The 22,970-nt window shown below is 73.1% G+C and carries 24 protein-coding genes; 15 read left to right on the top strand and 9 right to left on the bottom strand.

Annotation, left to right across the window (positions count from 1 at the left end):
* The first annotated feature begins 1 nt into the window (after nt 1).
* The 3 genes from hisF to LMU33_RS24020 all read left to right on the top strand — a co-directional run bounded on the left by hisF (nt 2) and on the right by LMU33_RS24020 (nt 2,687).
* Nucleotides 2-757 (top strand): imidazole glycerol phosphate synthase subunit HisF, encoded by a 756-nt coding sequence (gene hisF / locus LMU33_RS24030; protein ID WP_228622665.1) that lies wholly within the window; start codon nt 2-4, stop codon nt 755-757.
* A gap of 84 nt (nt 758-841) precedes the next feature.
* Entirely contained in the window at nt 842-1,429 is a 588-nt protein-coding gene (locus tag LMU33_RS24025; RefSeq protein ID WP_228622663.1) for an ArsR/SmtB family transcription factor, read from the top strand.
* A gap of 16 nt (nt 1,430-1,445) precedes the next feature.
* Nucleotides 1,446-2,687: an MFS transporter gene (locus tag LMU33_RS24020; RefSeq protein WP_228622661.1), complete on the top strand. Its 1,242-nt coding sequence runs from the start codon at nt 1,446-1,448 to the stop codon at nt 2,685-2,687.
* A gap of 231 nt (nt 2,688-2,918) precedes the next feature.
* Here LMU33_RS24020 and LMU33_RS24015 read toward each other — a convergent pair whose 3' ends face one another.
* Entirely contained in the window at nt 2,919-3,554 is a 636-nt protein-coding gene (locus tag LMU33_RS24015) for a TIGR03085 family metal-binding protein (RefSeq protein WP_228622660.1), read from the bottom strand.
* An 83-nt stretch (nt 3,555-3,637) separates the two neighbouring features.
* Here LMU33_RS24015 and hisI point away from each other — a divergent pair, with 83 nt between their 5' ends.
* Nucleotides 3,638-4,051 carry a phosphoribosyl-AMP cyclohydrolase gene (gene hisI / locus LMU33_RS24010; RefSeq protein ID WP_228622658.1) on the top strand — a complete coding sequence of 138 codons (414 nt, stop codon included), beginning with the start codon at nt 3,638-3,640 and terminating at the stop codon, nt 4,049-4,051.
* An 11-nt stretch (nt 4,052-4,062) separates the two neighbouring features.
* Nucleotides 4,063-5,541, top strand: coding sequence for an anthranilate synthase component I (locus LMU33_RS24005; RefSeq protein ID WP_228622656.1), 1,479 nt, complete (start codon nt 4,063-4,065; stop codon nt 5,539-5,541).
* Between the two features lie 6 nt (nt 5,542-5,547).
* Here the strand turns inward: LMU33_RS24005 and LMU33_RS24000 are convergent, their stop codons facing one another.
* The gene (locus tag LMU33_RS24000; protein ID WP_228622654.1) at nt 5,548-6,765 is read right to left on the bottom strand and encodes a S53 family peptidase; all 1,218 of its coding nucleotides are present in this window, start codon (nt 6,763-6,765) and stop codon (nt 5,548-5,550) included.
* A gap of 260 nt (nt 6,766-7,025) precedes the next feature.
* Between LMU33_RS24000 and LMU33_RS23995 the strand changes: the two genes are divergently transcribed.
* The 9 genes from LMU33_RS23995 (at nt 7,026) to lgt (ending at nt 14,019) form a co-directional block, all read left to right on the top strand.
* Nucleotides 7,026-7,664 (top strand): TIGR02234 family membrane protein, encoded by a 639-nt coding sequence (locus tag LMU33_RS23995; RefSeq protein WP_228622777.1) that lies wholly within the window; start codon nt 7,026-7,028, stop codon nt 7,662-7,664.
* A gap of 172 nt (nt 7,665-7,836) precedes the next feature.
* Nucleotides 7,837-8,097, top strand: a complete 261-nt coding sequence (locus LMU33_RS23990) for an HGxxPAAW family protein (protein WP_228622652.1) — start codon at nt 7,837-7,839, stop codon at nt 8,095-8,097.
* A gap of 128 nt (nt 8,098-8,225) precedes the next feature.
* Nucleotides 8,226-8,705, top strand: a complete 480-nt coding sequence (locus LMU33_RS23985) for a DUF2752 domain-containing protein (protein ID WP_372478049.1) — start codon at nt 8,226-8,228, stop codon at nt 8,703-8,705.
* 136 nt (nt 8,706-8,841) lie between these two features.
* A complete protein-coding gene (trpC, locus tag LMU33_RS23980) occupies nt 8,842-9,651 on the top strand; it encodes an indole-3-glycerol phosphate synthase TrpC (protein WP_228622650.1) in 810 nt (269 codons plus the stop codon).
* Between the two features lie 21 nt (nt 9,652-9,672).
* Complete coding sequence (gene trpM, locus LMU33_RS42040; protein ID WP_372478048.1) at nt 9,673-9,879, top strand: tryptophan biosynthesis modulator TrpM; 207 nt, start codon at nt 9,673-9,675, stop codon at nt 9,877-9,879.
* A gap of 68 nt (nt 9,880-9,947) precedes the next feature.
* Nucleotides 9,948-11,231 (top strand): tryptophan synthase subunit beta, encoded by a 1,284-nt coding sequence (trpB, locus tag LMU33_RS23975; protein ID WP_228622648.1) that lies wholly within the window; start codon nt 9,948-9,950, stop codon nt 11,229-11,231.
* Nucleotides 11,228-12,046, top strand: a complete 819-nt coding sequence (gene trpA / locus LMU33_RS23970) for a tryptophan synthase subunit alpha (RefSeq protein ID WP_228622646.1) — start codon at nt 11,228-11,230, stop codon at nt 12,044-12,046. Before trpB ends, trpA begins: the two co-directional genes overlap by 4 nt.
* A gap of 129 nt (nt 12,047-12,175) precedes the next feature.
* Entirely contained in the window at nt 12,176-12,952 is a 777-nt protein-coding gene (locus tag LMU33_RS23965; RefSeq protein ID WP_228622644.1) for a DsbA family protein, read from the top strand.
* A gap of 101 nt (nt 12,953-13,053) precedes the next feature.
* A complete protein-coding gene (lgt, locus tag LMU33_RS23960; protein ID WP_228622642.1) occupies nt 13,054-14,019 on the top strand; it encodes a prolipoprotein diacylglyceryl transferase in 966 nt (321 codons plus the stop codon).
* Between the two features lie 73 nt (nt 14,020-14,092).
* Here lgt and LMU33_RS23955 read toward each other — a convergent pair whose 3' ends face one another.
* Genes LMU33_RS23955 through LMU33_RS23925 form a run of 7 tightly spaced genes read right to left on the bottom strand, consistent with a single transcriptional unit; the run spans nt 14,093 to nt 21,843 of the window.
* On the bottom strand, nt 14,093-14,905 hold the full coding sequence (locus LMU33_RS23955; RefSeq protein WP_228622640.1) for an HpcH/HpaI aldolase/citrate lyase family protein: 813 nt from the start codon (nt 14,903-14,905) through the stop codon (nt 14,093-14,095).
* Entirely contained in the window at nt 14,902-16,098 is a 1,197-nt protein-coding gene (locus tag LMU33_RS23950) for a CaiB/BaiF CoA transferase family protein (protein WP_228622638.1), read from the bottom strand. The genes LMU33_RS23955 and LMU33_RS23950 overlap by 4 nt, the downstream gene beginning before the upstream one ends.
* Nucleotides 16,099-16,108: 10 nt before the next feature.
* On the bottom strand, nt 16,109-16,999 hold the full coding sequence (gene rbsK, locus LMU33_RS23945) for a ribokinase (protein ID WP_228622637.1): 891 nt from the start codon (nt 16,997-16,999) through the stop codon (nt 16,109-16,111).
* Nucleotides 16,996-18,378 (bottom strand): ADP-ribosylglycohydrolase family protein, encoded by a 1,383-nt coding sequence (locus LMU33_RS23940; protein ID WP_228622635.1) that lies wholly within the window; start codon nt 18,376-18,378, stop codon nt 16,996-16,998. Before LMU33_RS23940 ends, rbsK begins: the two co-directional genes overlap by 4 nt.
* Nucleotides 18,366-19,559 carry an ADP-ribosylglycohydrolase family protein gene (locus LMU33_RS23935; RefSeq protein ID WP_228622775.1) on the bottom strand — a complete coding sequence of 398 codons (1,194 nt, stop codon included), beginning with the start codon at nt 19,557-19,559 and terminating at the stop codon, nt 18,366-18,368. The genes LMU33_RS23940 and LMU33_RS23935 overlap by 13 nt, the downstream gene beginning before the upstream one ends.
* A gap of 17 nt (nt 19,560-19,576) precedes the next feature.
* A complete protein-coding gene (locus tag LMU33_RS23930) occupies nt 19,577-20,695 on the bottom strand; it encodes an ADP-ribosylglycohydrolase family protein (protein ID WP_228622633.1) in 1,119 nt (372 codons plus the stop codon).
* Nucleotides 20,692-21,843 carry an ADP-ribosylglycohydrolase family protein gene (locus LMU33_RS23925; RefSeq protein WP_228622631.1) on the bottom strand — a complete coding sequence of 384 codons (1,152 nt, stop codon included), beginning with the start codon at nt 21,841-21,843 and terminating at the stop codon, nt 20,692-20,694. Before LMU33_RS23925 ends, LMU33_RS23930 begins: the two co-directional genes overlap by 4 nt.
* 257 nt (nt 21,844-22,100) lie before the next feature.
* Between LMU33_RS23925 and LMU33_RS23920 the strand changes: the two genes are divergently transcribed.
* Nucleotides 22,101-22,832, top strand: coding sequence for a VIT1/CCC1 transporter family protein (locus LMU33_RS23920; protein ID WP_228622628.1), 732 nt, complete (start codon nt 22,101-22,103; stop codon nt 22,830-22,832).
* The last annotated feature ends 138 nt before the right edge of the window (nt 22,833-22,970 follow it).

The following is a 22,970-nucleotide window of genomic DNA, read 5'->3' as shown; positions in this document are numbered from 1 at the left end:
CATGACCCTGGCGGTCCGAGTCATCCCCTGCCTGGACGTGGACAACGGCCGGGTCGTCAAGGGCGTCAACTTCCAGAACCTGCGCGACGCGGGCGACCCGGTCGAGATGGCCAAGGTGTACGACGCCGAGGGCGCCGACGAGCTGACGTTCCTGGACATCACCGCGTCCTCGGGCAACCGGGAGACGACGTACGACGTGGTGCGGCGCACCGCGGAGCAGGTGTTCATCCCGCTGACGGTCGGCGGCGGCGTCCGTACCGCCGAGGACGTGGACAGGCTGCTGCGGGCGGGCGCCGACAAGGTGGGCGTGAACACCGCGGCGATCGCCCGGCCCGAGCTGATCCGCGAGATCGCCGAGCGCTTCGGCCGGCAGGTGCTGGTGCTGTCGGTGGACGCCCGCCGCACCGCGTCGGGCTCCTTCGAGGTCACCACGCACGGCGGCCGGCGCGGCACCGGCATCGACGCCGTCGAATGGGCCCACCGGGCGGCCGAGCTGGGCGCCGGGGAGATCCTCCTGAACTCCATGGACGCGGACGGCACCAAGGACGGCTACGACCTGGAGATGATCGCGGCGGTCCGCAAGCACGTGACCGTCCCGGTGATCGCCTCGGGCGGCGCGGGCAAGCTGGCCGACTTCCCGCCGGCGGTCGCCGCCGGCGCCGACGCGGTCCTGGCCGCCTCCGTCTTCCACTTCGGCGACCTGCGCATCGGCGAGGTGAAGCGGGCGCTGCGGGAGGCGGGACATCCCGTGCGCTGACGCCGCGCTGAACTTGGACAGATACGAAAGGGAAGTTGCGCAAAATCTGTTGTGCAACTTTTCTTTCGTATCTAGGGTCGGGGCATGGCTCGTGAAGAGGAGCGCCGGATCACCGACGTGGGCACCCTGAAGGCGCTCGCGCATCCCCTGCGCATGAAGCTCTACCGCCTGCTGTTCGTCGCCGGGGCGGCCACCGCGTCACACCTCGCCGAACAGGTCGACGAGGCCGTCTCGCTGGTCAGCTACCACCTGCGCAAGCTCGCCGAGCACGGGCTGGTGGAGGAGGCCGAGCCGCGCAGCGCGGACGGGCGCGAGCGCTGGTGGCAGCCCTCCTCCGAGGGCGTCTCCATTCGCGACCAGGACTTCCAGGACGCCCCCGAGAAGGTGGCGGCCCATCTGGCGGCCTCGCGGTTGTTCCTGGACCAGCGGGCCGAGATGTACCGCGGCTACCTCGATCAGCGTGCCCATTGGGGGCCCGACTGGAACGGGGCCGCCCACGACTCGGAGTCACTGCTCAGGCTGACCGCCGAGGAACTCGCGGAGCTGAAGAAGGACCTGCACGACCTGCTCAAGCGCTACGACGAGCAGGGGCGCGCCCGTGAGGCCGCCGGCGACACCGAAGGGCGCGAGAACGTCGCGCTGCACGTGTACGGCTTCCCGTTCCGCGTCTGAGAGGATCCCCCCTCCCGTGACCGCCACGCTCATACCGTCCGCGACCGCGACGCAGGCACACCGCGACCCCGACGTCCGGCGCTGGCTCGCCGCCTACACCTCCTCGATGCTCGGCGACAGCGTGTACTACCTCGCCCTGTCCTGGGCCGCCGTACAGGCCGGAACGCCCGCCCAGGCCGGTCTCGTGATGTCCGCGAGCGCGCTGCCCCGGGCCGTGCTGATGCTCGGCGGCGGAGTGCTCGCCGACCGGTTCGGGCCGCGCCGGGTCGTCGTCTGCAGCGACGCCGTGCGCTGTGCGGCCGTCCTCGCCGTGGCCGCGCTGCTGTTCCTGACCAGCCCGGGGCTGTGGCCGCTCGCCCTGCTGGCGCTGGTCTTCGGCACGGTCGACGCCGTGTTCATGCCCGCCGTGGGCGCCCTGCCGGCCCGTCTCACCGAGAAGGGCCAGCTCGCCCGGGTCCAGGGGATGCGCGGCCTCGCGATCCGGTTCGCCGGCGTGGTCGGTGCCCCGCTCGGCGGGCTCGGGGTGGCCGTCGGTGGTGCCGCGGCCGCGTTCGCCCTGGCCGGGCTGCTCATCGCCGTCTCGGTGCCGCTGCTGCTCTCGGTGCGGGTACGGGACCTGCCGAAGGACGACACGCCCGAGGTGGCGGGAAGCGCCTGGAATGACCTCCGCGCCGGTCTGCGCCACATCCGCCGCCACCGCGTCCTCGCCCCGCTGATGCTGGCCATCGCCCTCGGCGACCTCGGTTTCGTCGGCCCGCTGAACGTCGGTCTGGCCCTGCTGGCCGAGCGGCGAGGCTGGGGTGCCTCCGGCATGGGCTGGGTGCTGGCCGGGTTCGGGGTCGGGGCCGGAGTCGCCTCGCTGCTGCTGACGGTCCGGGGGCGGGTGCCGCGTGCGGGGCTCGTCACCGGGGCGGCGTGTGTCGCGGGGGCCGTGGCCATCGGCGCCCTCGCCTTCGTCCCCGCGCTCGTCGCCGCCGTCGGTGTGGCCCTGCTCGTGGGCCTGCTCGCCGGGCTCAGCGGCGCCCTGTGCGGGGCCCTGCTGCAGACCCAGGCCGACCCCGCCTGCCTGGGGCGGGTCACGGCCGTCTCCAGCCTGGTCAGCCTCGGCCTGGCCCCGCTCAGCATGCCGCTCGCGGCCGCCGCGACCGGCGCCTTCGGGCTCGGGCCGGTCTACGCCGTCAGCGCCGGCGTCTGCGGTCTCGGCGGGGTCGTCGCCCTCGTCGTACCGTCCCTGCGCCGCGCGGAACTCCCGGGCTGAGCACGGGGCACTCCTTCGGCCGGACCAGCTGCACCAGGTTGCCGGAGGCGTCCACGAACACCGCTGCCGGCACCGGCTTCTGCTCCTGCGGATGCGCGGGATGCCCGCGGCGTACAGCGCCGGCCGGCACGGCTCGGCGGTGGAGGCCCGGACCGCCCGCGGACAGCAGCAGGAGGTCCGGCCGGGCGCCCGGCCCCGGTCACCGGGCCTCTCGGCTGCCCGTTCGCGGGCTCAGATACCCAGTTGCTTCGACTCGTTCAGCTTGGTGATCGCGTCCGCCTCGCCCTCGACCTCCACCTTGGCCGCGTTCTGCCGGCCGAAGGCGAACATCAGCAGCTCCGACGGCTCGCCGGTCACCGTCACCACCGGTGCGCCCCGGTGCGCCACCGCCGTCTGGCCGTCCGGGCGGCGCAGCACCAGACCCGTCGGCACACCCCGGGCCACCAGGCGCGCCGTGCGCTCCAGCCGGGACCACAGGGCGTCCTGGAAGACGGAGTCCAGCTCGCGCGGGGTCCAGTCCGGCTGCGCGCGGCGGACGTCCTCGGTGTGGACGTAGAACTCGACGATGTTGGCCGCCTCGTCGACCTGCTTGAGCTGGAACGGGGAGAACCGCGGCGGGCCGGTACGGATCAGCTGGATCAGCTCCTCGTACGGCTTCGCGGTGTACTCGGCCATCACCTTCTCCAGGCGCGGCGCGAGCTGCTTGATCAGCGTGCCCCCCGCCGCGTCCGGGCGGCGCTCGCGCACGATGACATGCGCGGCCAGGTCCCGGGTCCGCCAGCCCTCGCAGAGGGTGTCGGCGTCCGGACCGACGGTTTCCAAGAGGTCGGCGAGCAGAAGCCGTTCACGCTTGGCGAAGGTCGACATGGGATCAGCCTACGACCAGGCGCTCAGTCCGCGCAGTGGACACGGCACCGGCGTTGTCGTACTCGCGCGGCACAATGGCACCCATGACCAGTACGACCGGGATGCCCCGGCCCAGCAGCCTCGACCCGGAGATCGCCGCCCGCCTCAAGCGCAGCGCGGACGGTCTCCTGCCCGCCATCGCCCAGCAGTACGACACCGGTGAGGTGCTCATGCTCGGCTGGATGGACGACGAGGCGCTGCACCGCACGCTGACCACCGGCCGCTGCACGTACTGGTCGCGCAGCCGCCGGGAGTACTGGGTCAAGGGCGACACCTCGGGCCACGTCCAGTGGGTGAAGTCGGTCGCGCTGGACTGCGACGCCGACACCGTCCTGGTCAAGGTCGATCAGGTGGGCGCGGCCTGCCACACCGGCGCACGCACCTGCTTCGACGAGGACGTGCTGCTGAAGGACGCCGGCACCGACGCCGATTCCGCCGCTTCGGCATCTGATCAGTAAGGTCGGCCGCCATGGACCTCGAGACCTTCCGCAAGCTCGCCACCGACCGGCGCGTCATCCCGGTGACCCGCAAGCTCCTCGCCGACGGCGACACCCCGGTCGCGCTGTACCGCAAACTGGCCGCCGAGCGCCCCGGCACCTTCCTGCTGGAGTCCGCGGAGAACGGCCGCTCCTGGTCCCGCTACTCCTTCGTCGGCGTCCGCTCCGCCGGGACGCTCACGGAACGCGACGGGCAGGCGCACTGGCTCGGCACCCCGCCGGTCGGCGTCCCGGTCGACGGCGACCCGCTGAAGGCCCTGAACGCCACCATCCAGGCCCTGCACACCCCGCGCCAGGACGGCCTGCCGCCGTTCACCGGCGGCATGGTCGGTTATCTGGGCTACGACATCGTCCGCCGCCTGGAGAAGATCGGCCCCGGCGAGCGCGACGACCTGCGCCTCCCCGAGCTGACGATGCTCCTGACCAGCGACCTCGCCGTGATGGACCACTGGGAGGGCTCGGTCCTGCTGATCGCCAACGCGATCAACCACAACGACCTCGACACCGGGGTGGACGAGGCCTACGCCGACGCCGTGGCCCGGCTCGACGCCATGGAGGCCGACCTCACGCGCGCGGTGGCCCAGCCCCCGGCCGTGCTGCCGCCCTCCGAGCTGCCCGGGTACACCGCGCTGTGGGGCGGCCCCGACTTCCAGGTTGCCGTCGAGGACATCAAGGAGCGCATCCGCGCGGGCGAGGCCTTCCAGGTCGTGCCCTCCCAGCGCTTCGAGACCCCGTGCACGGCGAGCGCCCTGGACGTCTACCGGGTGCTGCGGGCCACGAACCCGTCCCCGTACATGTACCTGTTCCGCTTCGAGGGATTCGACGTCGTCGGCTCGTCCCCCGAGGCGCTGGTGAAGGTCGAGGACGGACGGGCGATGGTCCACCCCATCGCCGGCACCCGGCCCCGCGGGACCACCCCCCAGGAGGACCAGGCCCTCGCCGACGAGCTGCTCGCCGATCCCAAGGAGCGCGCCGAGCACCTGATGCTCGTCGACCTCGGCCGCAACGACCTGGGGCGGGTCTGCGAGCCCGGCTCGGTCGAGGTGGTCGACTTCATGTCGATCGAGCGCTACTCGCACGTGATGCACATCGTCTCGACCGTCACCGGCGAGGTGGCCGAGGGCCGCACCGCCTTCGACGTCCTGACCGCCTGCTTCCCGGCGGGCACCCTCTCCGGCGCGCCCAAGCCCCGCGCGATGCAGATCATCGACGAACTGGAGCCGTCCCGCCGCGGCCTGTACGGCGGCTGCGTCGGCTATCTGGACTTCGCGGGCGACTCCGACACCGCGATCGCCATCCGCACCGCCCTGCTGCGGGACGGCACGGCGTACGTGCAGGCCGGAGCCGGCATCGTCGCCGACTCCGACCCGGTGGCGGAGGACCAGGAGTGCCGCAACAAGGCGGCGGCGGTCCTCCGCGCGGTGCACACGGCCAACAGGCTCAGCTCATAGCAGGGTTCAGCCGGTGAAGGCGGCGGTGCCGTTCGGGGTGCCGAGCCCCGTCGGCCCGTCGTACCCGGTGGTGCCGGTGCACAGGTACGAGCCGCCGCAGCTGCCGTTGGAGCCGCTGGTGACGTCGTTCAGCGCCGAGGTGTGCGCGTACGGGAAGGACGCCGGGTAGGAGCCGGCGGACGGGCTGCCGGCCAGCGCGTAGGTCGCCGCGATCAGCGGCGAGGAGGCGCTGGTGCCGCCGAAGACCATCCAGCCGGAGCCCTGCTGGTAGGTGTCGTACACCGCGACACCGGTGTTGGGGTCGGCGACCGCCGAGACGTCCGCGACCGTGCGGTTCGCGCAGCCGGAGTCCTTCTGCCAGCTGGGCTTGGCGTCGTAGGAGGAGCAGCCCGAGCCCGCACCGCTCCACACCGTGTCCGTCCAGCCACGGGAGTTGGAGGCCGTCTTCAGGGACGTACCGCCCACCGCCGTCACGTACTTGGACGCCGCCGGGTACTCGACGCCGTAGCCGTTGTCACCGGAGGAGACGGTGATGGCAACGCCCGGGTGGTTGAAGTAGCTGGAGTCGTAGGTCGCGTCGCTGGAGGACTCGGAGCCGCCGTAGCTGTTGGAGACGAACTTCGCGCCCAGCCTGACCGCGGTGTTCACGCCCGTGCCCAGGTTGGTCATGCTCGCCGAACTGGCCTCCACCAGCAGGATCTTGCAGTTCGGGCAGGCCGCGCTGACCATGTCGAGGTCGAGGGAGATCTCCTCGGCCCAGCCGGAGTTGCCGCGCGGGTACTTGGTGCCGCCGTTCTGGTCCACCTTCTTGAAGCAGCCGTTGGCGGTGGTGCAGGCGGACAGGCCGTACTGGGAGCGGTAGACGGCGAGGTCGGACTCGGCGTTCGGGTCGTCGTAGGCGTCGACGATCGCCACCGTCTGGCCCGAACCGCCGCCGGCGGAGGGCAGGTTGTAGGCCGCCTGGAGCGAGGCGGGGCCGTAGCCGGAGGGTGCGGCGGCCGCCGTCAGGTCGCTCTCGGCGTGCGCCGACTTCGGGGTGCCCGAGGTGACCTTGAGGGCGTTACAGGCCATCTCGCCCTTCTTCGTCGGGGCGGCGCAGGCGTGCGCGACGCCGACGCCGTGGGACGAGGTGGTGGCCTGGGCCGCCTGGCCGACCGGGGCGGCCAGGGCGAGAGCGGCCGTGGCGAGCGTGGCCACGGCGGTGAGGGAAACGGTTCTGCGCAACGTACGTCCTCCACGAGGTGGGTGAACCGGGAAGGGCTGTGGGGGGTGCGCGGTGCCACCACGGCACGGGGTGTCGCGCCGAGGTCGCGCAGAACGTACGGATGTCGGGGCCGCGTCAACAAGATGGATGTTGAAGCACGAACGTTGCTTTGCCCTTCCTGGCGAATTCATGTGCCGTTCCTGAGCGCGTCATGCCCAAGATCTGGGGCGCCCATGGGTTGACGGACCCGGGTGTCGGTTCGCCCGGGGTTCAGGCGATAGTGGTGTACGTGACTGCCGTACCTCACCCCCGTACCGAAGCCGCCGCGTCCGCCCGCTCCAGCCGGCGGAGCCTCGCCGTGGCCCTCCTGTGCGGTGCGCTCGGCGCGGCCGTGGCGCTGCTCGCGACCCGGCAGCGCTGGGCGGAGGGCACCGCGACGGTGGCCGGCGGCGCGTTCCCGCTCACCGTCAAGGGCAGCGACGTCACGGGCGTCCCCGCGGCCCTCGCCATAGTGGGCCTCGCCGCGCTCGTCGCCGTCTTCGCCGTCCGGCGGGCGGGCCGCCTGGTCGTCGCCGGACTGCTCGCCCTCTCCGGCGCCGGCATCGTGGCCGCCGCGCTCGTGGCCGCCTCCGACAGCTCCGCGCTGGACGACAAGGCCGCCCAGGCCAGCGGCGACACCTCCGCCACCGTGGCCGCGCTCAGCCACACCGGCTGGCCCTACGTCGCGGCCGCAGGAGGCCTGCTGATCCTGCTGGCCGGTCTGCTGGCGCTGCGCTACGGCAGCCGGTGGCCCGCCATGTCCGGCCGCTACGAGCGCGGCACCGACCGTCCGCGCCGTACTGCCCGCCCGGTCGACCCGGAACGGCCCGAGGAGATGTGGAAGGCGCTGGACCGGGGCGAGGACCCGACCGGAGCCTGACGCTCGCCGCGGGTGTGGCGAAACAGACGCCACCCCCACGTCCGGTACGCGTGTGCGTACGGGACAATGGACGAAGAGCGTCCGGCTCGGACAGTGACGGGCGGGCTCGGAGCCGTACGACACACGTACGCCGCTCTTCTGGGACACGTACACAGCAACGAGGAGCACAGACATGGCGGGCAGCAGCCACGGCCACGGTCACACCCCGGCCGCCTGGACCGGTGTCATCATTTCCTTCATCGGTTTCCTGGTCGCGGGCGCCTTCATGGTGATGGGCCAGCCGATCGGCTTCTGGGCCGGCATGGCGCTCATCCTCGGCGGCGCGGTGGTCGGCGGCATCATGCGCGCCATGGGTCTCGGCAACACCCCGAAGCCCCTGAAGATGGTCGGCGCCCCCCTCGCGACCGCTGAGCCGGCCGGCGCGGAGAGCTGAGCGCACACACCGCTTCACAAGGGGCGGCCCGGTACTCGGACGGAGTGCCGGGCCGCCCCTCGTGTTCTTGGAGACCCCACCCGGCGGACCGGCGCGCGTGCTGCCGCCCCGCCGGGGACAATGTTCCTGTGAACGCCGAGAGCAGCACGGTCGCGCCCACCGCCCCGTATCCGGTCGCGCCGACCGTCCCGGACCCGGCCGTGCCGCCCGGCCCGGCGTGGCGGCGGCTCGCCGTCCCCGCAGGGCTGTTCGCGGCCGTGGCCGGGGCCTTCGCGTACGTGGGCGCCGTCGACCCGAACGAACCCGGTCACTACCCCGTCTGCCCGCTGTACCGGCTCACCGGCCTGTACTGCCCCGGCTGCGGCGGACTGCGCGGCGCGCACGCCTTCGTCCACGGCGACCTGCTCACCGCGCTGCGGGACAACGCGCTCGGAGTGGCCGCCTACCTGGGCTTCGCGGTGCTGTGGACCGTATGGGTGGTGCACGCCGTGCGCGGCCGGCCGGTGCGGCTGGAACCGCGGCCGGCGCACCTGTGGGCGATGGGCGCGTTGCTGCTGGTGTTCACGGTCGTGCGGAACCTGCCGTCGGGAGGCTGGCTGCATCCTTGATCACAACCGGGGAAGGTCCAGCTGATGGGACCGGCGTCCACCGGATGCGAGGGGTCCGCGCTCCTGCGGATACCATCGCAGTGACCACGGGTTTTCGAAACCCGAAGGAACCACCGTCTGAAAGGGGGCCGCTCGCGTGAGTGTGCTCGACGAGATCATCGACGGAGTCCGTGCCGACCTCGCGGAGCGGCAGGCACGCGTCAGCCTCGACGAGCTCAAGGAGCGCGCGGCCAAGGCTCCCGCCGCCAAGGACGGGGTGGCCGCGCTCAAGGGCGACGGCGTCAAGGTGATCTGCGAGGTCAAGCGCTCGAGCCCCTCCAAGGGCGCGCTGGCCGCGATCGCCGACCCGGCCGGGCTGGCCGCGGACTACGAGGCGGGCGGTGCGGCCGTCATCTCGGTCCTCACCGAACAGCGCCGCTTCGGCGGCTCGCTCGCCGACCTGGAGGCCGTCCGCGCGCGCGTGGACATCCCGGTCCTCCGCAAGGACTTCATCGTCACGTCGTACCAGCTGTGGGAGGCCCGGGCGTACGGCGCCGACCTCGCGCTGCTGATCGTGGCCGCCCTGGACCAGCCGGCCCTGGAGTCGCTGATCGAGCGCGCGGTGTCGATCGGGCTCACCCCGCTCGTCGAGGTGCACGACGAGGACGAGGTGGAGCGGGCCGTGGACGCGGGCGCCAAGGTCATCGGCGTCAACGCGCGCAACCTGAAGACGCTGGAGGTCGACCGCGGCACGTTCGAGCGGGTCGCGCCGGAGATCCCGGACCACATCGTCAAGGTCGCCGAATCCGGTGTCCGTGGCCCGCACGACCTGATCGCCTACGCCAACGCCGGCGCCGACGCGGTCCTGGTCGGCGAGTCCCTGGTCACCGGGCGCGACCCCAGGACCGCCGTCGCCGACCTGGTCGCCGCGGGTGAACACCCCGCGCTGCGGCACGGGCGGAGCTGATCACCCGGTAGGCTGATCCCGATGACTCCCACCGTGACGACCGTCGACCGGTACGCCCGCCTGGCGCGCGGCTGCCGTCCGAGGGGCTGCCGCGCCCCGGCGAGGCGCGTGCACGGTCGTCGCGTGCGTTACGTCATCGGTGACGAACCCGGGCAGGTGAACGGACGTCGATGGCAGCGCGCCCCAAAGGGGCGCGGGGAACTGCGCGACCAGCCACACACGGCCTGAGGTCGTACGACGAACTCCGCCCCCACGGCGAATAGTGTTTTTCCACGCACTCACCGTGAGGTTTCGGCATGCCCAGCAACTTCTTCTTCCCTGATCCACAGGGTCAAGTCCCCACCGCCGAAGGCTACTTCGGCGTGTTCGGCGGCAAGTTCATCCCGGAGGCCCTCGTCGCCGCCGTGGACGAGGTCGCCGTCGAGTACGACAAGGCCAAGCACGACCCCGAGTTCGCCCGCGAGCTCGACGACCTGATGGTCAACTACACCGGCCGCCCCAGCTCCCTCACCGAGGTCCCGCGCTTTGCCGCGGAAGCGGGCGGCGCCCGCGTGTTCCTCAAGCGCGAGGACCTCAACCACACCGGCTCCCACAAGATCAACAACGTCCTCGGTCAGGCACTGCTCACCAAGCGGATGGGCAAGACCCGGGTCATCGCCGAGACGGGAGCCGGCCAGCACGGCGTCGCGACCGCCACCGCCTGCGCCCTCTTCGGCCTCGACTGCACCATCTACATGGGCGAGGTCGACACCAGGCGCCAGGCCCTGAACGTGGCCCGCATGCGCATGCTCGGCGCCGAGGTCGTCTCCGTGAAGTCCGGCAGCCGCACCCTGAAGGACGCCATCAACGAGGCGTTCCGCGACTGGGTCGCGAACGTCGACCACACCCACTACCTGTTCGGCACCGTCGCCGGCCCGCACCCCTTCCCCGCCATGGTCCGCGACTTCCATCGGGTCATCGGCGTCGAGGCCCGCCGCCAGCTGCTGGAGCGCGCCGGGCGTCTCCCGGACGCCGCCATCGCCTGCGTCGGCGGCGGCTCCAACGCCATCGGCCTCTTCCACGCCTTCATCCCCGACGAGGGCGTCCGGCTCATCGGCTGCGAGCCCGCCGGGCACGGCATCGAGACCGGCGAGCACGCGGCCACCCTGACCGCGGGCGAGCCGGGCATCCTGCACGGTTCCCGCTCGTACGTCCTGCAGGACGACGAGGGCCAGATCACCGAGCCGTACTCCATCTCGGCCGGTCTGGACTACCCGGGCATCGGCCCGGAGCACTCCTACCTCAAGGACTCCGGCCGCGGCGAGTACCGCGCGGTCACCGACGACGCGGCCATGCAGGCGCTGCGTCTGCTCTCCCGCACCGAGGGCATCATCCCGGCCATCGAGAGCGCCCACGCCCTCGCCGGCGCCCTGGAGGTCGGCAGAGAGCTGGGCAAGGACGGCCTGATCGTCGTCAACCTGTCCGGCCGCGGCGACAAGGACATGGACACCGCCGCCCGCTACTTCGGCCTGTACGACACCGACGCCGAGGTGGCCGCCGACGAAGCCGACACCGCCGAGATCGAGGGGGACGCCAAGTGAGCGGGAACATCCAGCTGCTGTCGGACACCCTGGCCGCCGCCGAGGCCGAGGGCCGCTCCGCGCTCATCGCCTACCTCCCGGCCGGGTTCCCGACCGTGGACGGCGGCATCGAGGCGATCAAGGCCGCCTTCGACGGCGGGGCGGACGTCGTGGAGGTGGGCCTGCCGCACAGCGACCCCGTCCTCGACGGCCCGGTCATCCAGACCGCCGACGACATCGCCCTGCGCGGCGGGGTCAGGATCGCCGACGTGATGCGTACGGTGCGCGAGACCCACGCGGCGACCGGCAAGCCCGTGCTCGTCATGACCTACTGGAACCCCATCGACCGCTACGGCGTCGAGCGGTTCACCGCCGAGCTGGCCGAGGCGGGCGGCGCGGGCTGCATCCTGCCCGACCTGCCCGTCCAGGAGTCGGCGCTGTGGCGGGAGCACGCGGACAAGCACGGTCTCGCGACCGTCTTCGTGGTGGCGCCGAGCAGCAGGGACGAGCGGCTCGCGCAGATCACCGCGGCGGGCAGCGGCTTCGTCTACGCGGCCTCCCTGATGGGCGTCACCGGCACCCGCGAATCCGTCGGCGCGCAGGCCCAGAACCTGGTCGAGCGCACCCGCGCCACCGGCACCGAGCTGCCCGTCTGCGTCGGACTCGGCGTCTCCAACAGCGCCCAGGCCGCCGAGGTCGCCGGCTTCGCCGACGGCGTCATCGTCGGCTCGGCGTTCGTGAAGCGGATGCTCGACGCCCCGGACCACGCCGCCGGTGTGGCAGCGGTCCGCGAGCTGGCCGGAGAGCTGGCGAAGGGCGTGCGCGGACAGGCGTGACGTCCGTTACCGTCCGTGATTAGACGTAAGAATCGACTGCGGTCAGTCACAACGGACGATTCGGTCACTCGAACGGGTGGACCTGGGACCGGGGAGGCGCGCTGCGCCTCCCCGGTTCGTTCTGGGGGTGTGAGCGAGAAGAACCGTGACGGAAAGCGCACCGCCCGGGAGCGGCTGGCGGTCGAGCGCGAGAAGCAGAAGGCCGCGGACAAGCGACGGCGCACGCTGATCGTGGGCGCGAGCATCGTCTGCGTCCTGGGCCTTGCGGCGGTGATCGGCGTGATCGCCGCGAACACCGGCAAGAACAAGGGCAGCAACAAGGCGGGCCCGGTCGTGGCGCCCTCGGGCGCGCAGGGCAAGGACGCCCTCGCGATCCCGGTGGGCAAGGACAGCGCCAAGTCGACGCTCACCGTCTGGGAGGACATGCGCTGCCCGGCCTGCCAGGCCTTCGAGATCACCTACCGCCCGACGCTCCACCAACTGGTCGACTCCGGCAAGCTCAGAATCGAGTACCACCTGGTCCGGCTGATCGACGGCAACCTCTCCGGCACCGGCTCCCTGCGCGGCGCCAACGCCGTGGCCTGCGCCCAGGACGCCGGAAAGTTCCGCGACTACCACGACGTGCTGTTCGCGAACCAGCCCAAGGAGACCGACGACGCGTACAGCGACAACGCCAAGCTGATCGACCTGGCCGGCAAGGTCGGCGGCCTGGACACCCCCGCCTTCCAGAAGTGCGTCGAGGACGGCACCCACGACAGCTGGGTGAACAAGTCCCAGAAGGCCTTCCAGAGCGGCGGCCTCAGCTCCACGCCCACGGTCCTGCTCGGCGGGAAGAACATCTACCAGGACCAGACCCTGACCCCCGCCAAGCTCAAGCAGATGGTGGAGGCCGCCGACCGCGGGTAAGGATCTTCCCTCCGGGCCCGTTTTCCTCACGCCCCCGTTATGGACCCGTAGCCGGGCTGCTTGCCGTCCCCACGGCCCGGCACGGTAGCGTCGGACTTGCCATGGAACTTGCCTACATTCCCAGCCCGTCGCGCGGGGTGCTGTATCTCGGCCCCATCCCGCTGCGCGGCTACGCCTTCTGCATCATCATCGGCGTCTTCGTCGCCGTCTGGCTCGGCAACAAGCGCTGGATCGCCCGCGGGGGTCGCGCCGGCACGGTCGCCGACATCGCGGTCTGGGCCGTGCCGTTCGGCCTGGTCGGCGGCCGGCTCTACCACGTGATCACGGACTACGAGCTGTACTTCAGCCCCGGCCGTGACTGGGTCGACGCCTTCAAGGTGTGGCAGGGCGGCCTGGGCATCTGGGGCGCGATCGCGCTCGGCGCGCTCGGCGCGTGGATCGGCGCGCGCCGCCGGGGCATCCCGATGCCCGCGTACGCCGACGCCGTCGCGCCCGGTATCGCCTTCGCGCAGGCCATCGGCCGCTGGGGCAACTGGTTCAACCAGGAGCTGTACGGCCGCGAGACGCATGTTCCCTGGGCCCTGCACATCACCTCCTCCGAGGGCGGCCGGGTGCCGGGCTACTACCACCCGACCTTCCTGTACGAGTCCCTGTGGTGCGTCGGCGTGGCGCTCCTGGTCATCTGGGCCGACCGCCGCTTCACGCTGGGCCATGGCCGGGCGTTCGCCCTGTACGTCGCCGCGTACTGCGTGGGCCGCGGCTGGATCGAGTACATGCGCGTGGACGACGCGCACCACATCCTGGGCCTCCGCCTGAACGACTGGACCGCGCTGGTCGTCTTCCTGCTGGCGGTGACGTACATCGTGGTGTCGTCGAAGATGCGGCCCGGCAGGGAAGCCGTCGTCGAGCCGGGTGTCTCCGACGGTCCGGCCGAGGGTACGGAAGGCGCCGACAAGGCCGAGGACAAGGCCGAGGACAAGGCCGATCCGGAGTCCGCGGAGGCCGTGGAGTCCGCGGAGGCCGTGGAGGCGAAGGACGAGGCCGAGTCGGCGACCAAGAAGAGCTGACGGCCGGTTTCACGCACCGAGGGCGCCCGGAGATCTTTCCGGGCGCCCTCGTCGTGCAACCGGTTCCTGCACGCTAGGTCCTGCACGCCAGCGACAGGGTTCGCCGGGCCATGGCCACCACCGCCGCGTCGATGAAGCGGCCGTCGGGGAGGGCCTGGGCCCCCTCGGTCGTGGCCGCTGCCTTGAGGATCGTTTCCGCGTGCTCGATCTCCGCCGGGGTGGGCAGGTAGGCCCGTTCGATCACCGGCAGCTGGCGGGGATGGATCGCGGCGCGGCCAAGGAAGCCGAGGGAACGGCCGTGGGCGCAGGAGGCGGCGAGGCCGTCCAGATCGCGGATGTCGGGGTGGACCGACTGGGGCGGAGGCGCGAGGCCGGCCGCGCGGGCGGCGACGATCACCCGGGAGCGCGGCCAGTCGAGGCCCGCGTCGGCCCGTACCCCCAGGTCGGCCCGCAGGTCCGCCTCACCGAGCGCGATGCCCCGCAGGGCGGGGTGTGCGGTGGCGATGGCGTAGGCGCGCTCGATGCCGAGGGCCGTCTCCAGCAGGGCGTACAGCGGCACGGGGGTGGCCGCGCCGACCTGGCCGATCTCGGCCGGACCGGTCACCTTGGGCAGCCGCAGGCCCGCCAGGCCGGGGACTGCGGCCAGAGCGGCCAGGTCACCGGCGGACCAGGGGCTGTCCAGCGCGTTGACGCGGACGTGGACCGGGACCGGCGGGGGATCGCTGAGCAGCTCGGCCGTGGCCGCGCGGGCGTACTCCTTGCGGTCCTGCGCGACGGCGTCCTCCAGGTCGATCACCACCACGTCGGCACCCGCCGCCAGCGCCTTGGCCACCACGGGCGGGCGGTCGCCGGGGACGTACAGCCAGGTGAGCGGGTGCGCGGTCACAGGGCGCCCTCGTCGCGCAGGGCGCGCAGCTCGGCCGGGGTGAGGCCCAGCTCGGTGAGCACGGCCTCGGTGTCGGCGCCGTGCGGGCGGCCCGCCCAGCGGATCGCGCCGGGCGTCGCGGAGAGCCGGAAGAGGACGTTCTGCATGCGCAGCGGGCCCAGCTCGGGGTCGTCGACCGTGATGACCGTGTGCAGCGCCTGGTACTGGGGGTCGGCCAGGACGTCCCGGACGTCCTGGACCGGGGCCACCGCCGCCTCCGCCTTCTCGAAGGCCGCGACGACCTCGGCGCGGGTGCGGGCGGCGATCCAGGAGCCGACCGCCTGGTCCAGGACGTCGGCGTGGGCGGCGCGGTCCGCACCGGTGGCGAACCACGGCTCCTCGGCCAGCTCCGGGCGGCCCACCAGACGTATCACCCGCTCCGCGACCGACTGCGCGGAGGTGGAGACGGCGACCCAGTGCCCGTCGGCGGTGCGGTAGGTGTTGCGCGGGGCGTTGTTCGCGGAGCGGTTGCCGGTGCGTTCCTGGACGTGGCCGAGCTGGTCGTACCAGGTCAGGTGGGGGCCGAGGACCGACAGGATCGGCTCGATGATCGCCATGTCGACGACCTGCCCGGCGCCGGTGCGCTCCCGCGCGGCCAGCGCGGTGAGCACGGCGTAGGCGGTCGCCAGGCCCGCGACCGAGTCCGCGAGCCCGAAGGGCGGAAGGGTGGGCGGCGCGTCCGGCTCGCCGGTGATCGCGGCGAAGCCGCTCATCGCCTCGGCGAGCGTGCCGAAGCCGGGGCGGTGTGCGTACGGCCCGAACTGGCCGAAGGCCGTCACTCGGGCGAGGACCAGCCGGGGGTTGGCGGCGGCCAGCTCCGCCCAGCCCAGCTCCCACCTCTCCAGGGTGCCCGGGCGGAAGTTCTCGATCACGACGTCGGCGGTGGCGGCGAGCCGGAGCAGAGCGGCACGGCCGCCGGGCCTGGACAGGTCCAGGGTGATGGCCCGCTTGTTGCGGCCGAGCACCTTCCACCACAGGCCGACACCGTGCTTGGCCGGGCCGTGCCCACGGGAGGGGTCGGGCCGCCGCGGATGCTCGACCTTGATCACCTCGGCGCCGAAGTCGCCGAGCAGCGTGGCGGCCATGGGGCCCGCGAACAGGGTGGCCAGGTCCAGCACCCGCAGACCGGCGAGGGGCGGTGTCGTCGTACTCATGCGTCGTACCTCATGCGGTGAACTGGGCGTCGATCTCCGGGCGGTACGGCATCGACACCGACGCCCCGGCCCGCTGGACCGAGATCGCCGCGGCGGCCGCCGCCCAGGACAGGGCCTCCCGCACCGGTTTCTCCTCGGCGAGGGCCACCGCGAGCGCGCCCACGAAGGTGTCACCGGCGCCGGTGGAGTCGACCGCGGTCACCTGAGGTGCCGGGATCACCAGCGGGTCGGTGCCCCGGGCCAGGTAGAGGCTGCCCGTGGCGCCCAGGGTGACGACGACCTCCGGCACCACGTCCAGCAGGGCGGCGGCCTCGCGCGGGTCGGTGCGGCCGGTGAGGGTGACCGCCTCGTACTCGTTGGGCACCAACAGGTCGGTGGCGGCGAGGAGTTCGGGCGTCAGCGGCCGGGCGGGCGACGGGGTGAGCACCGTACGGATCCCGTGCCGGCGCGCCGCCTGGGCGCCCGCGACGACCGCGGCCAGCGGGATCTCCAGCTGCAGCAGCAGGGCGTCGGCGGAGGCGATCAAGCCCTCGTCGCCGGGGGAGAGGTGGTCGACGGTGCCGTTCGCGCCGGGGATGACGACGATGGAGTTGGCGCCCTCGTCGTCCACCACGATGTGCGCGGTGCCGGACGGGCCCTCCACCGTCCGCAGGAAGTCGGTGTCCACGCCCGAGTGTTCGAGGGTGTCGCGCAGCCGCAGGCCGAAGGCGTCGTTGCCGACCGCGCCGATCATCGAGACGGTGGCGCCCGCGCGGGCCGCGGCGATCGCCTGGTTGGATCCCTTGCCGCCGGGGATCGTGTGGAACTCCCGCCCCGTCACCGTCTCGCCGCGCTGCGGGGCCTTCGCGACATAGGTGACGAGGTCCATGTTCGTGCTGCCGAGGACGACGATGTGGGTCATGGGCGGGTCGCCTCCAGGTGGGTGAGATGGGCGAGGGTGTCGAAGCCGGTGCCGTCGAAGTCGGCGACGGTGGTGGCGAGCCGGTTCTTCAGCGGCGCCCGCCAGCGCTCGGGGAGCGCGGCGGGCTCGCCCGCGAGCAGCCCCGCGATGCTGCCGGCCGTGGCGCCGTTGGAGTCCGTGTCCAGGCCGCCCGACACCGCACGGCAGACGGAGCCGGTGAAGTCGCCGTCCGCGTGTGTGAGGGCCGCGGTGAGCAGGGCGGTGTTGGGGATGGCGTGCACCCAGTGGTGGGCGGGGCAGTAGCGGGCGTGGAGCTCGTCCACGACGTCGTCGAAGTCCTCGTGGCACTCGGCCAGCCGGACGGCGTGGTCGACCGCCCCCGCGAGCCGGCAGCGGGGCGGGATCACCCGGCGGCCGGCGCGCAGGCAGGCGTGGACGTCATGGCCCCCGGTGGCGGCGGTGGCGATGACGGCGGCCGTGAACATCGCCGCGTAGACGCCGTTGGCGGTGTGGGTGAGGACCGCGTCTCGGTGTGCCTGTTCGGCGGCGGCGGCCGGGTCGCCGGGGTTGGTCCAGCCGTGCATGTCGGCGCGGATCCGGGCGCCGATCCACTCGCGGAAGGGGTTGCGGTGGCGGGCGGTGTGCGGGGGTTCGATGCCGTTGAGGAGGTTGCGGTGGGCGAGGCGTTCGGCGGTGAAGGTACGGCCGGGCGGGAGTTCGTCCAGCCAGAGCCGGGCCACGTCCGCGGTGCCGAAGGTTCTTCCGTGACGGCGCAGGAGCAGGAGGTTCAGCAGGGGGTAGTCGAGGTCGTCGTCCTCCGGCATGCCGTCGATGTTCTCGGCCAGGGAGGTGGGGGCCGAGCGTCGGTTCCAGGGATGCGCGGCGAGGAGGTCCTCCGGGACGCCCCGTGCCGTGAAGTACGTGCCGAGGGGCCAGTTGCCGGCTGCCCGGGCGAGGGCGCGGATGCCGTCGAGGGGGAGCTTCTCGACGGGTTTGCCGAGGAGACAGCCGATGGCTCTGCCGAGCCAGGCGGCTTCGAGTGCCTCCTGGGTCGGTGCCGGCCGGGTGTGGGTTTCGCCTGCCCGCGCCGGGGGGTCCGGCCAGCTCGGGCACAGGGACTTGATACGGGCCAGGTCGGTCGGCTCGTCGTGGGACAAGCCGCTGGGGAGGTCGGCCAGCTCGTCCAGGAGGTCTTCTGCCAGGAGGCGCAGATACCGAGAGACGCCGTGGGCGGACGCACCCGCTCGGTCCGGTGCGTCCGGGCCGCCCGCGGCCCGCCAGCGCGCCTCGATCGCCGACGGTTCCCGCCCGTCCAGGCGGGCCTGGCGGAGCTCGTGGCCGAGCAGGTCCTCCGGCTGGACCCAGGTCAGTCGGAGCATGCGGTGCCTCCGAGGGCCGTGAACGCCCGCTCGTGCGCGCGCCGGCGCCGTACGTCCCGTTCGAAGACCTCCCGCGCGACCTCGGCGAGCGTGCGGGCCGGCTCCCACAGGTCCAGCCGGCTGGCCTCCGCCACCGTCTTCGCCCAGTCCTCCGGGACGGCCGAGCCCAGGGCACCCGCGAGGGCACCGGCCATCGTCGCGATCGAGTCGCAGTCGCGGCCGTAGTTGACCGCGCCGAGCACGGCGTGCCGGTAGTCGCCGCCGGAGACCAGCACCATGCCGAGGGCGATGGGCAGTTCCTCGATCGCGTGCAGCCGTGAGGGGCGGCGGGCGGCCAGCGAGGGGGCGCGGTAGTCCGGGCCGACGGTGTCGTACGGGGCCACCGCCGCGCGCAGCGGCCGGAGCGCCGACTCGAAGTCGCTGTGGCCGCGGGCCACTTCGCAGACCTTCTCGATCGCCTCGCGCGTGCCGTCCTTCGCCAGGGACAGGCACGCGGTGACCACCGAGTCCGGGGTCGCGCCCGGGGTCGCGGCGGCGGCGACGGCCGCGGCGAGGACACCGGCCGCCTCACGGCCGTACGACGACTGGTGTGCGCCGGCGATGTCCAGTGCCTCGGCGTAGGCGGCGGCCGGGTCGGCCGCGTTCACCAGGCCGACGGGGGCCATGTACATCGCCGCACCGCAGTTGACGATGTTGCCGACGCCCGCCTCCCGGGGGTCGGCGTGACCGTGGGCCAGCCGGGCCACGAGCCACTTCTCGGCGAGGAAGAGGCGGTGCACCGGCAGGGTCTCGGTCTCCAGCTCCGGGATCCAGCGCGGGTTCGTCATCAGGTCCGGGACCAGGTGGTCGGCGATCGCGTAGGCGTCGAGGTGGTCGCGGACGCGGGCGTACACCCGGACCAGCGCGTGCGTCATCAGGGTGTCGTCGGTGACGTGGCCGTCGCCCTTGTGGTACGGGGCGAGGGGGCGGGCGGTGCGCCAGGCGTCGCCGTGCCAGGGGCCCACGATGCCGTGGACACGGCCGCCGTGGCGCTCGGCGATCTGGTCGGGGGAGTACCCCTCGACCGGGCCGCCGAGGGCGTCGCCGACGGCGGCTCCCACGAGCGCCCCGGTGATCCGGTCGTCGAGACCGGGCAGCGACGATCGGCTGCTTTCTTGTTCTTTGAGTCCTTTGGACTCCATGGGCGTCATGCCCCGAATCATCCTCCTGGGCGGGCCGGTTGCGCGGCTTCCAGGAGTCCGGCGAGTTCCACCAGGTCGGTGTCGGCGAGGCGGGGCAGGGCGCAGCCGGACAGGGTGCGGCAGGCGTCCCGCCAGGTCCGCGGGATGGCCGCGCCGCCGCCCAGGGCTCCGGTGAGGGCGCCCGCGAGGGCGGGGGCGGAGTCGGCGACCCGGGACAGGCAGGCGGCGGCGGGGACGGCCTCGGCGATACGGCCGTGGGCGGCGGTGGCCAGGGCGAGGGCGACCGGTACGGTCTCGGCGGCGGCGATGCCGTAGCTGTAGACGTGGTCCACGATCTGGTGCTCGAGGAGCGGGACGAGGGCGAAGGCGGAGTCGCTGTCCGCGGCGAGGGCGAGCGCGTGGCGGGCGTTGCGGCCGATCTCGGTGTCGGGCGGGAGTTCGGCGAGCGCGGCGGTCACGCAGGTGTGCGTCGGCGCGCCGGTGAGGGCGACCGCGAGGGCGGCGGCCATGGCGCGGGCGCCGTGCACACCGTCGCCGTCCTGGGTGTAGCGGGCGTCGAACTCGGCGAGGGCGGCGGCGCGTTCGGGGTCGCCGGGGTGTGCGACGGCGAGGACGCAGGCGCGGACGCAGGCGGCGTCGTCGAAGTAGTGCGGGTTGTCGTGGCCGGTGGCGGGCGGGCGCAGGCCGGCGGCGAGGTTGCCGAGGCCGGCGCGGACGGAGATGCGGGCGCGCAGGGGGAGTACCGCGGACTCGACCTCGGGGGCGCGGTCCGCCGCGGCGGCGACCTCCGCGGCCACGGCGGTCCAGGTGAGGTCGATGGCGGCGCGGGTACGGCGCTCCCGGCTGAGATCGCCGAGGGCGTCGTCGTCGCCGGCCCGCAGGACCGTCTCCGCGGCGAAGGCCGCCCACTCGGCGTCGTCGGAGGGGCCGAGGCGGAGGGGTTCGGGGGGTTGGTTGAGGGCGATCGGCACCGGGAGGGTGGTGGTGGCGTTCTGCTCGGCGAAGGTGTCCAGCTCGCGGGTGAGGCGGCGGGTCCACTCGGGCATACGGCTGGCTCGGTGCCGTGCGGCCGGCCAGCCGGCGGCGTCGCCCGCGGCGAGGCCCAGCAGGAGCCCCTCGACACGGCGCGCCGTCATGACTGACCCTCCCCGTCCGCCTGCCCGGCGTTCCCCGCCCCGACCAGGGGGCTCCGCTCCCTGGACCTCCCGTCGCCCACCCGTCCGGCCGGCTCGGCCGGTCGAGCGGCGGGCGAGAGGGGCAGGGACGGTCTGGTCCCCCACTTCCCGCCCTCGCCCGGGACCAGTAGCTCGGCCACGTCCAGGACGTGGTGGCCCGCCATGGACGGCAGGCAGCGGCCGCGGGCGGGACCGACGGGGCCGGCCCAGTGGGCGGGGATCGCGGAGATGCCGTGGGTCGCGCCGGACAGGGCGCCGGCCACCGCCGCCGTCGTATCGGCGTCGCGGCCCATGTTGACGGCCGTCAGGACGGCCTGGACGAAGTCGCCGTCGGCCGCCGCGTATGCGCCGAAGGCCAGGGCGACCGCCTCGGGGGCCAGGTCGGTCCAGGGGTAGCCGCCGATGACGACCGCGGAGCGGACCGCGCGCTCGCCGCGGTGGGCGACGGCCACCGCCCGGCGCAGGGAGCGCGCCGTCCAGGAGTCCTCGGGGATCACCGCGAGGGCGGAGGCGATCACCACCGGAACCGGGGCGCCCGTCATCGCCGCCGCCACCCCCGCCGCGACCGCCTGGCCGCCGTAGATGCCCTCGCCCTCGTGGCTGACCGAACCGTCGATCGCCACCAGGCGGGCCGCTTCGGCGGGGCGGCCGGCGGCGAAGACGCCGAAGGGGGCCGCCCGCATGGCCAGACCGTCGCTCCAGGCGTGCCGGTGCTGGGCCGAGATGGGGGCGGCCAGGCCCCGGCGCAGGTTCTCCAGCGTGCCGCGCTCGCTGAAACCGGCGCCCCGGAAGGGGCCCTCGGCGCGGTCGGCGATCCACTCGTGCCAGGCCGCCTCCACATGCGCCGGAGTCAGCGCCGAGCCGTGCCGGGCGAGCAGCAGTCCGGAGAAGATCGCGTACTCCGTGTCGTCCGTGCCGCACGGAGTCTCGGCCACGTATCCCGTGATGCGGCCCCAACGCGCGCGGATCTCGGACGGCTTGAGGTTCTCCGCGGGCGCGCCCAGCGCGTCTCCGACGGCCAGGCCCAGCAGCGCGCCGCGGGCCCGGCCGCGCAGCCCGGTGGCGTCGTCGGGCGCCGGAACCGGGGGAGTGCAGGCGATCGATGCCATGGGCGGACTCCTTCGGGGCCGGGAACGCGCTTTGCGGATGTGTGCCACGGGGTGCGCCCCCGCGAGCCTCCACAAGTCGAAGTCACCCGCTTGGCAACTGAGCAAGATCATGCACGGATGAGCGCAAACGGGTAAAGGTGCAGGTTAGCTCAGCCTTTCCTTGCTGGCGGGAGCGAAGGAAGGGGCGTAGGTTCAGTGGTGTCGAAAAGTAGAACTCGTCCAAAGTTAGCTTTGGCTAAGCTATCCGGGGGGCCCGCATGGCCATCATCGAGACCCAGGCCGCGCTGCACGAAGCGCACCGCGACAACCACACGCACCGCGATGTCAACGGCGGCTGGCTGCGCCCCGCCGTCTTCGGAGCCATGGACGGCCTCGTCTCCAACCTCGCCCTGATGACCGGTGTGGCCGGCGGATCCGTGAGCCAGCAGACCATTGTCATCACCGGGCTCGCCGGGCTGGCGGCGGGTGCCTTCTCCATGGCGGCCGGCGAGTACACCTCGGTCGCCTCCCAGCGGGAGCTGGTCGAGGCCGAGCTCGATGTCGAGCGCCGTGAGCTGCGCAAGCACCCGCAGGACGAGGAGGACGAGCTCGCGGCCCTGTACGTCGCCCGGGGCGTGGAGCCCGCCCTGGCCCGGGAGGTCGCACGGCAGCTGTCCAAGGATCCCGAGCAGGCCCTGGAGATCCACGCCCGCGAGGAGCTGGGCATCGACCCCGGCGATCTGCCCTCGCCGCTGGTCGCCGCGGTCTCCTCCTTCGGATCCTTCGCCCTCGGCGCCCTGCTGCCCGTACTGCCGTTCCTGCTCGGCGCGAGCGCACTGTGGCCCACCGTGCTGCTGGCCCTCGCCGGGCTCTTCGGCTGCGGTGCCGTGGTGGCCAAGGTGACCGCGCGGAGCTGGTGGTACAGCGGCCTCAGGCAGCTTGCGCTGGGCGGTGCGGCGGCCGGTGTGACGTACGCCCTGGGCACCCTGTTCGGAACGGCCGTAGGATAGCGCCGCCGGTACTTATGCGTTGGGCCGCATAAGTAGCCGAGAAAGCTCGTTACTCGCTGGTTTCGACCGTGTGACCACCGGGCATGAGCCGTAAGCGCTGTGGGCAACGACGCCTGCCGCACCCCCGCGGGACGGGCG

The sequence above is a fragment of the Streptomyces barringtoniae genome (genome assembly GCF_020819595.1).
GTDB lineage: Bacteria > Actinomycetota > Actinomycetes > Streptomycetales > Streptomycetaceae > Streptomyces > Streptomyces barringtoniae.
The sequence above is the reverse complement of the archived record's forward strand: the minus strand, read 5'-3'. Positions and strand labels throughout refer to the sequence as shown.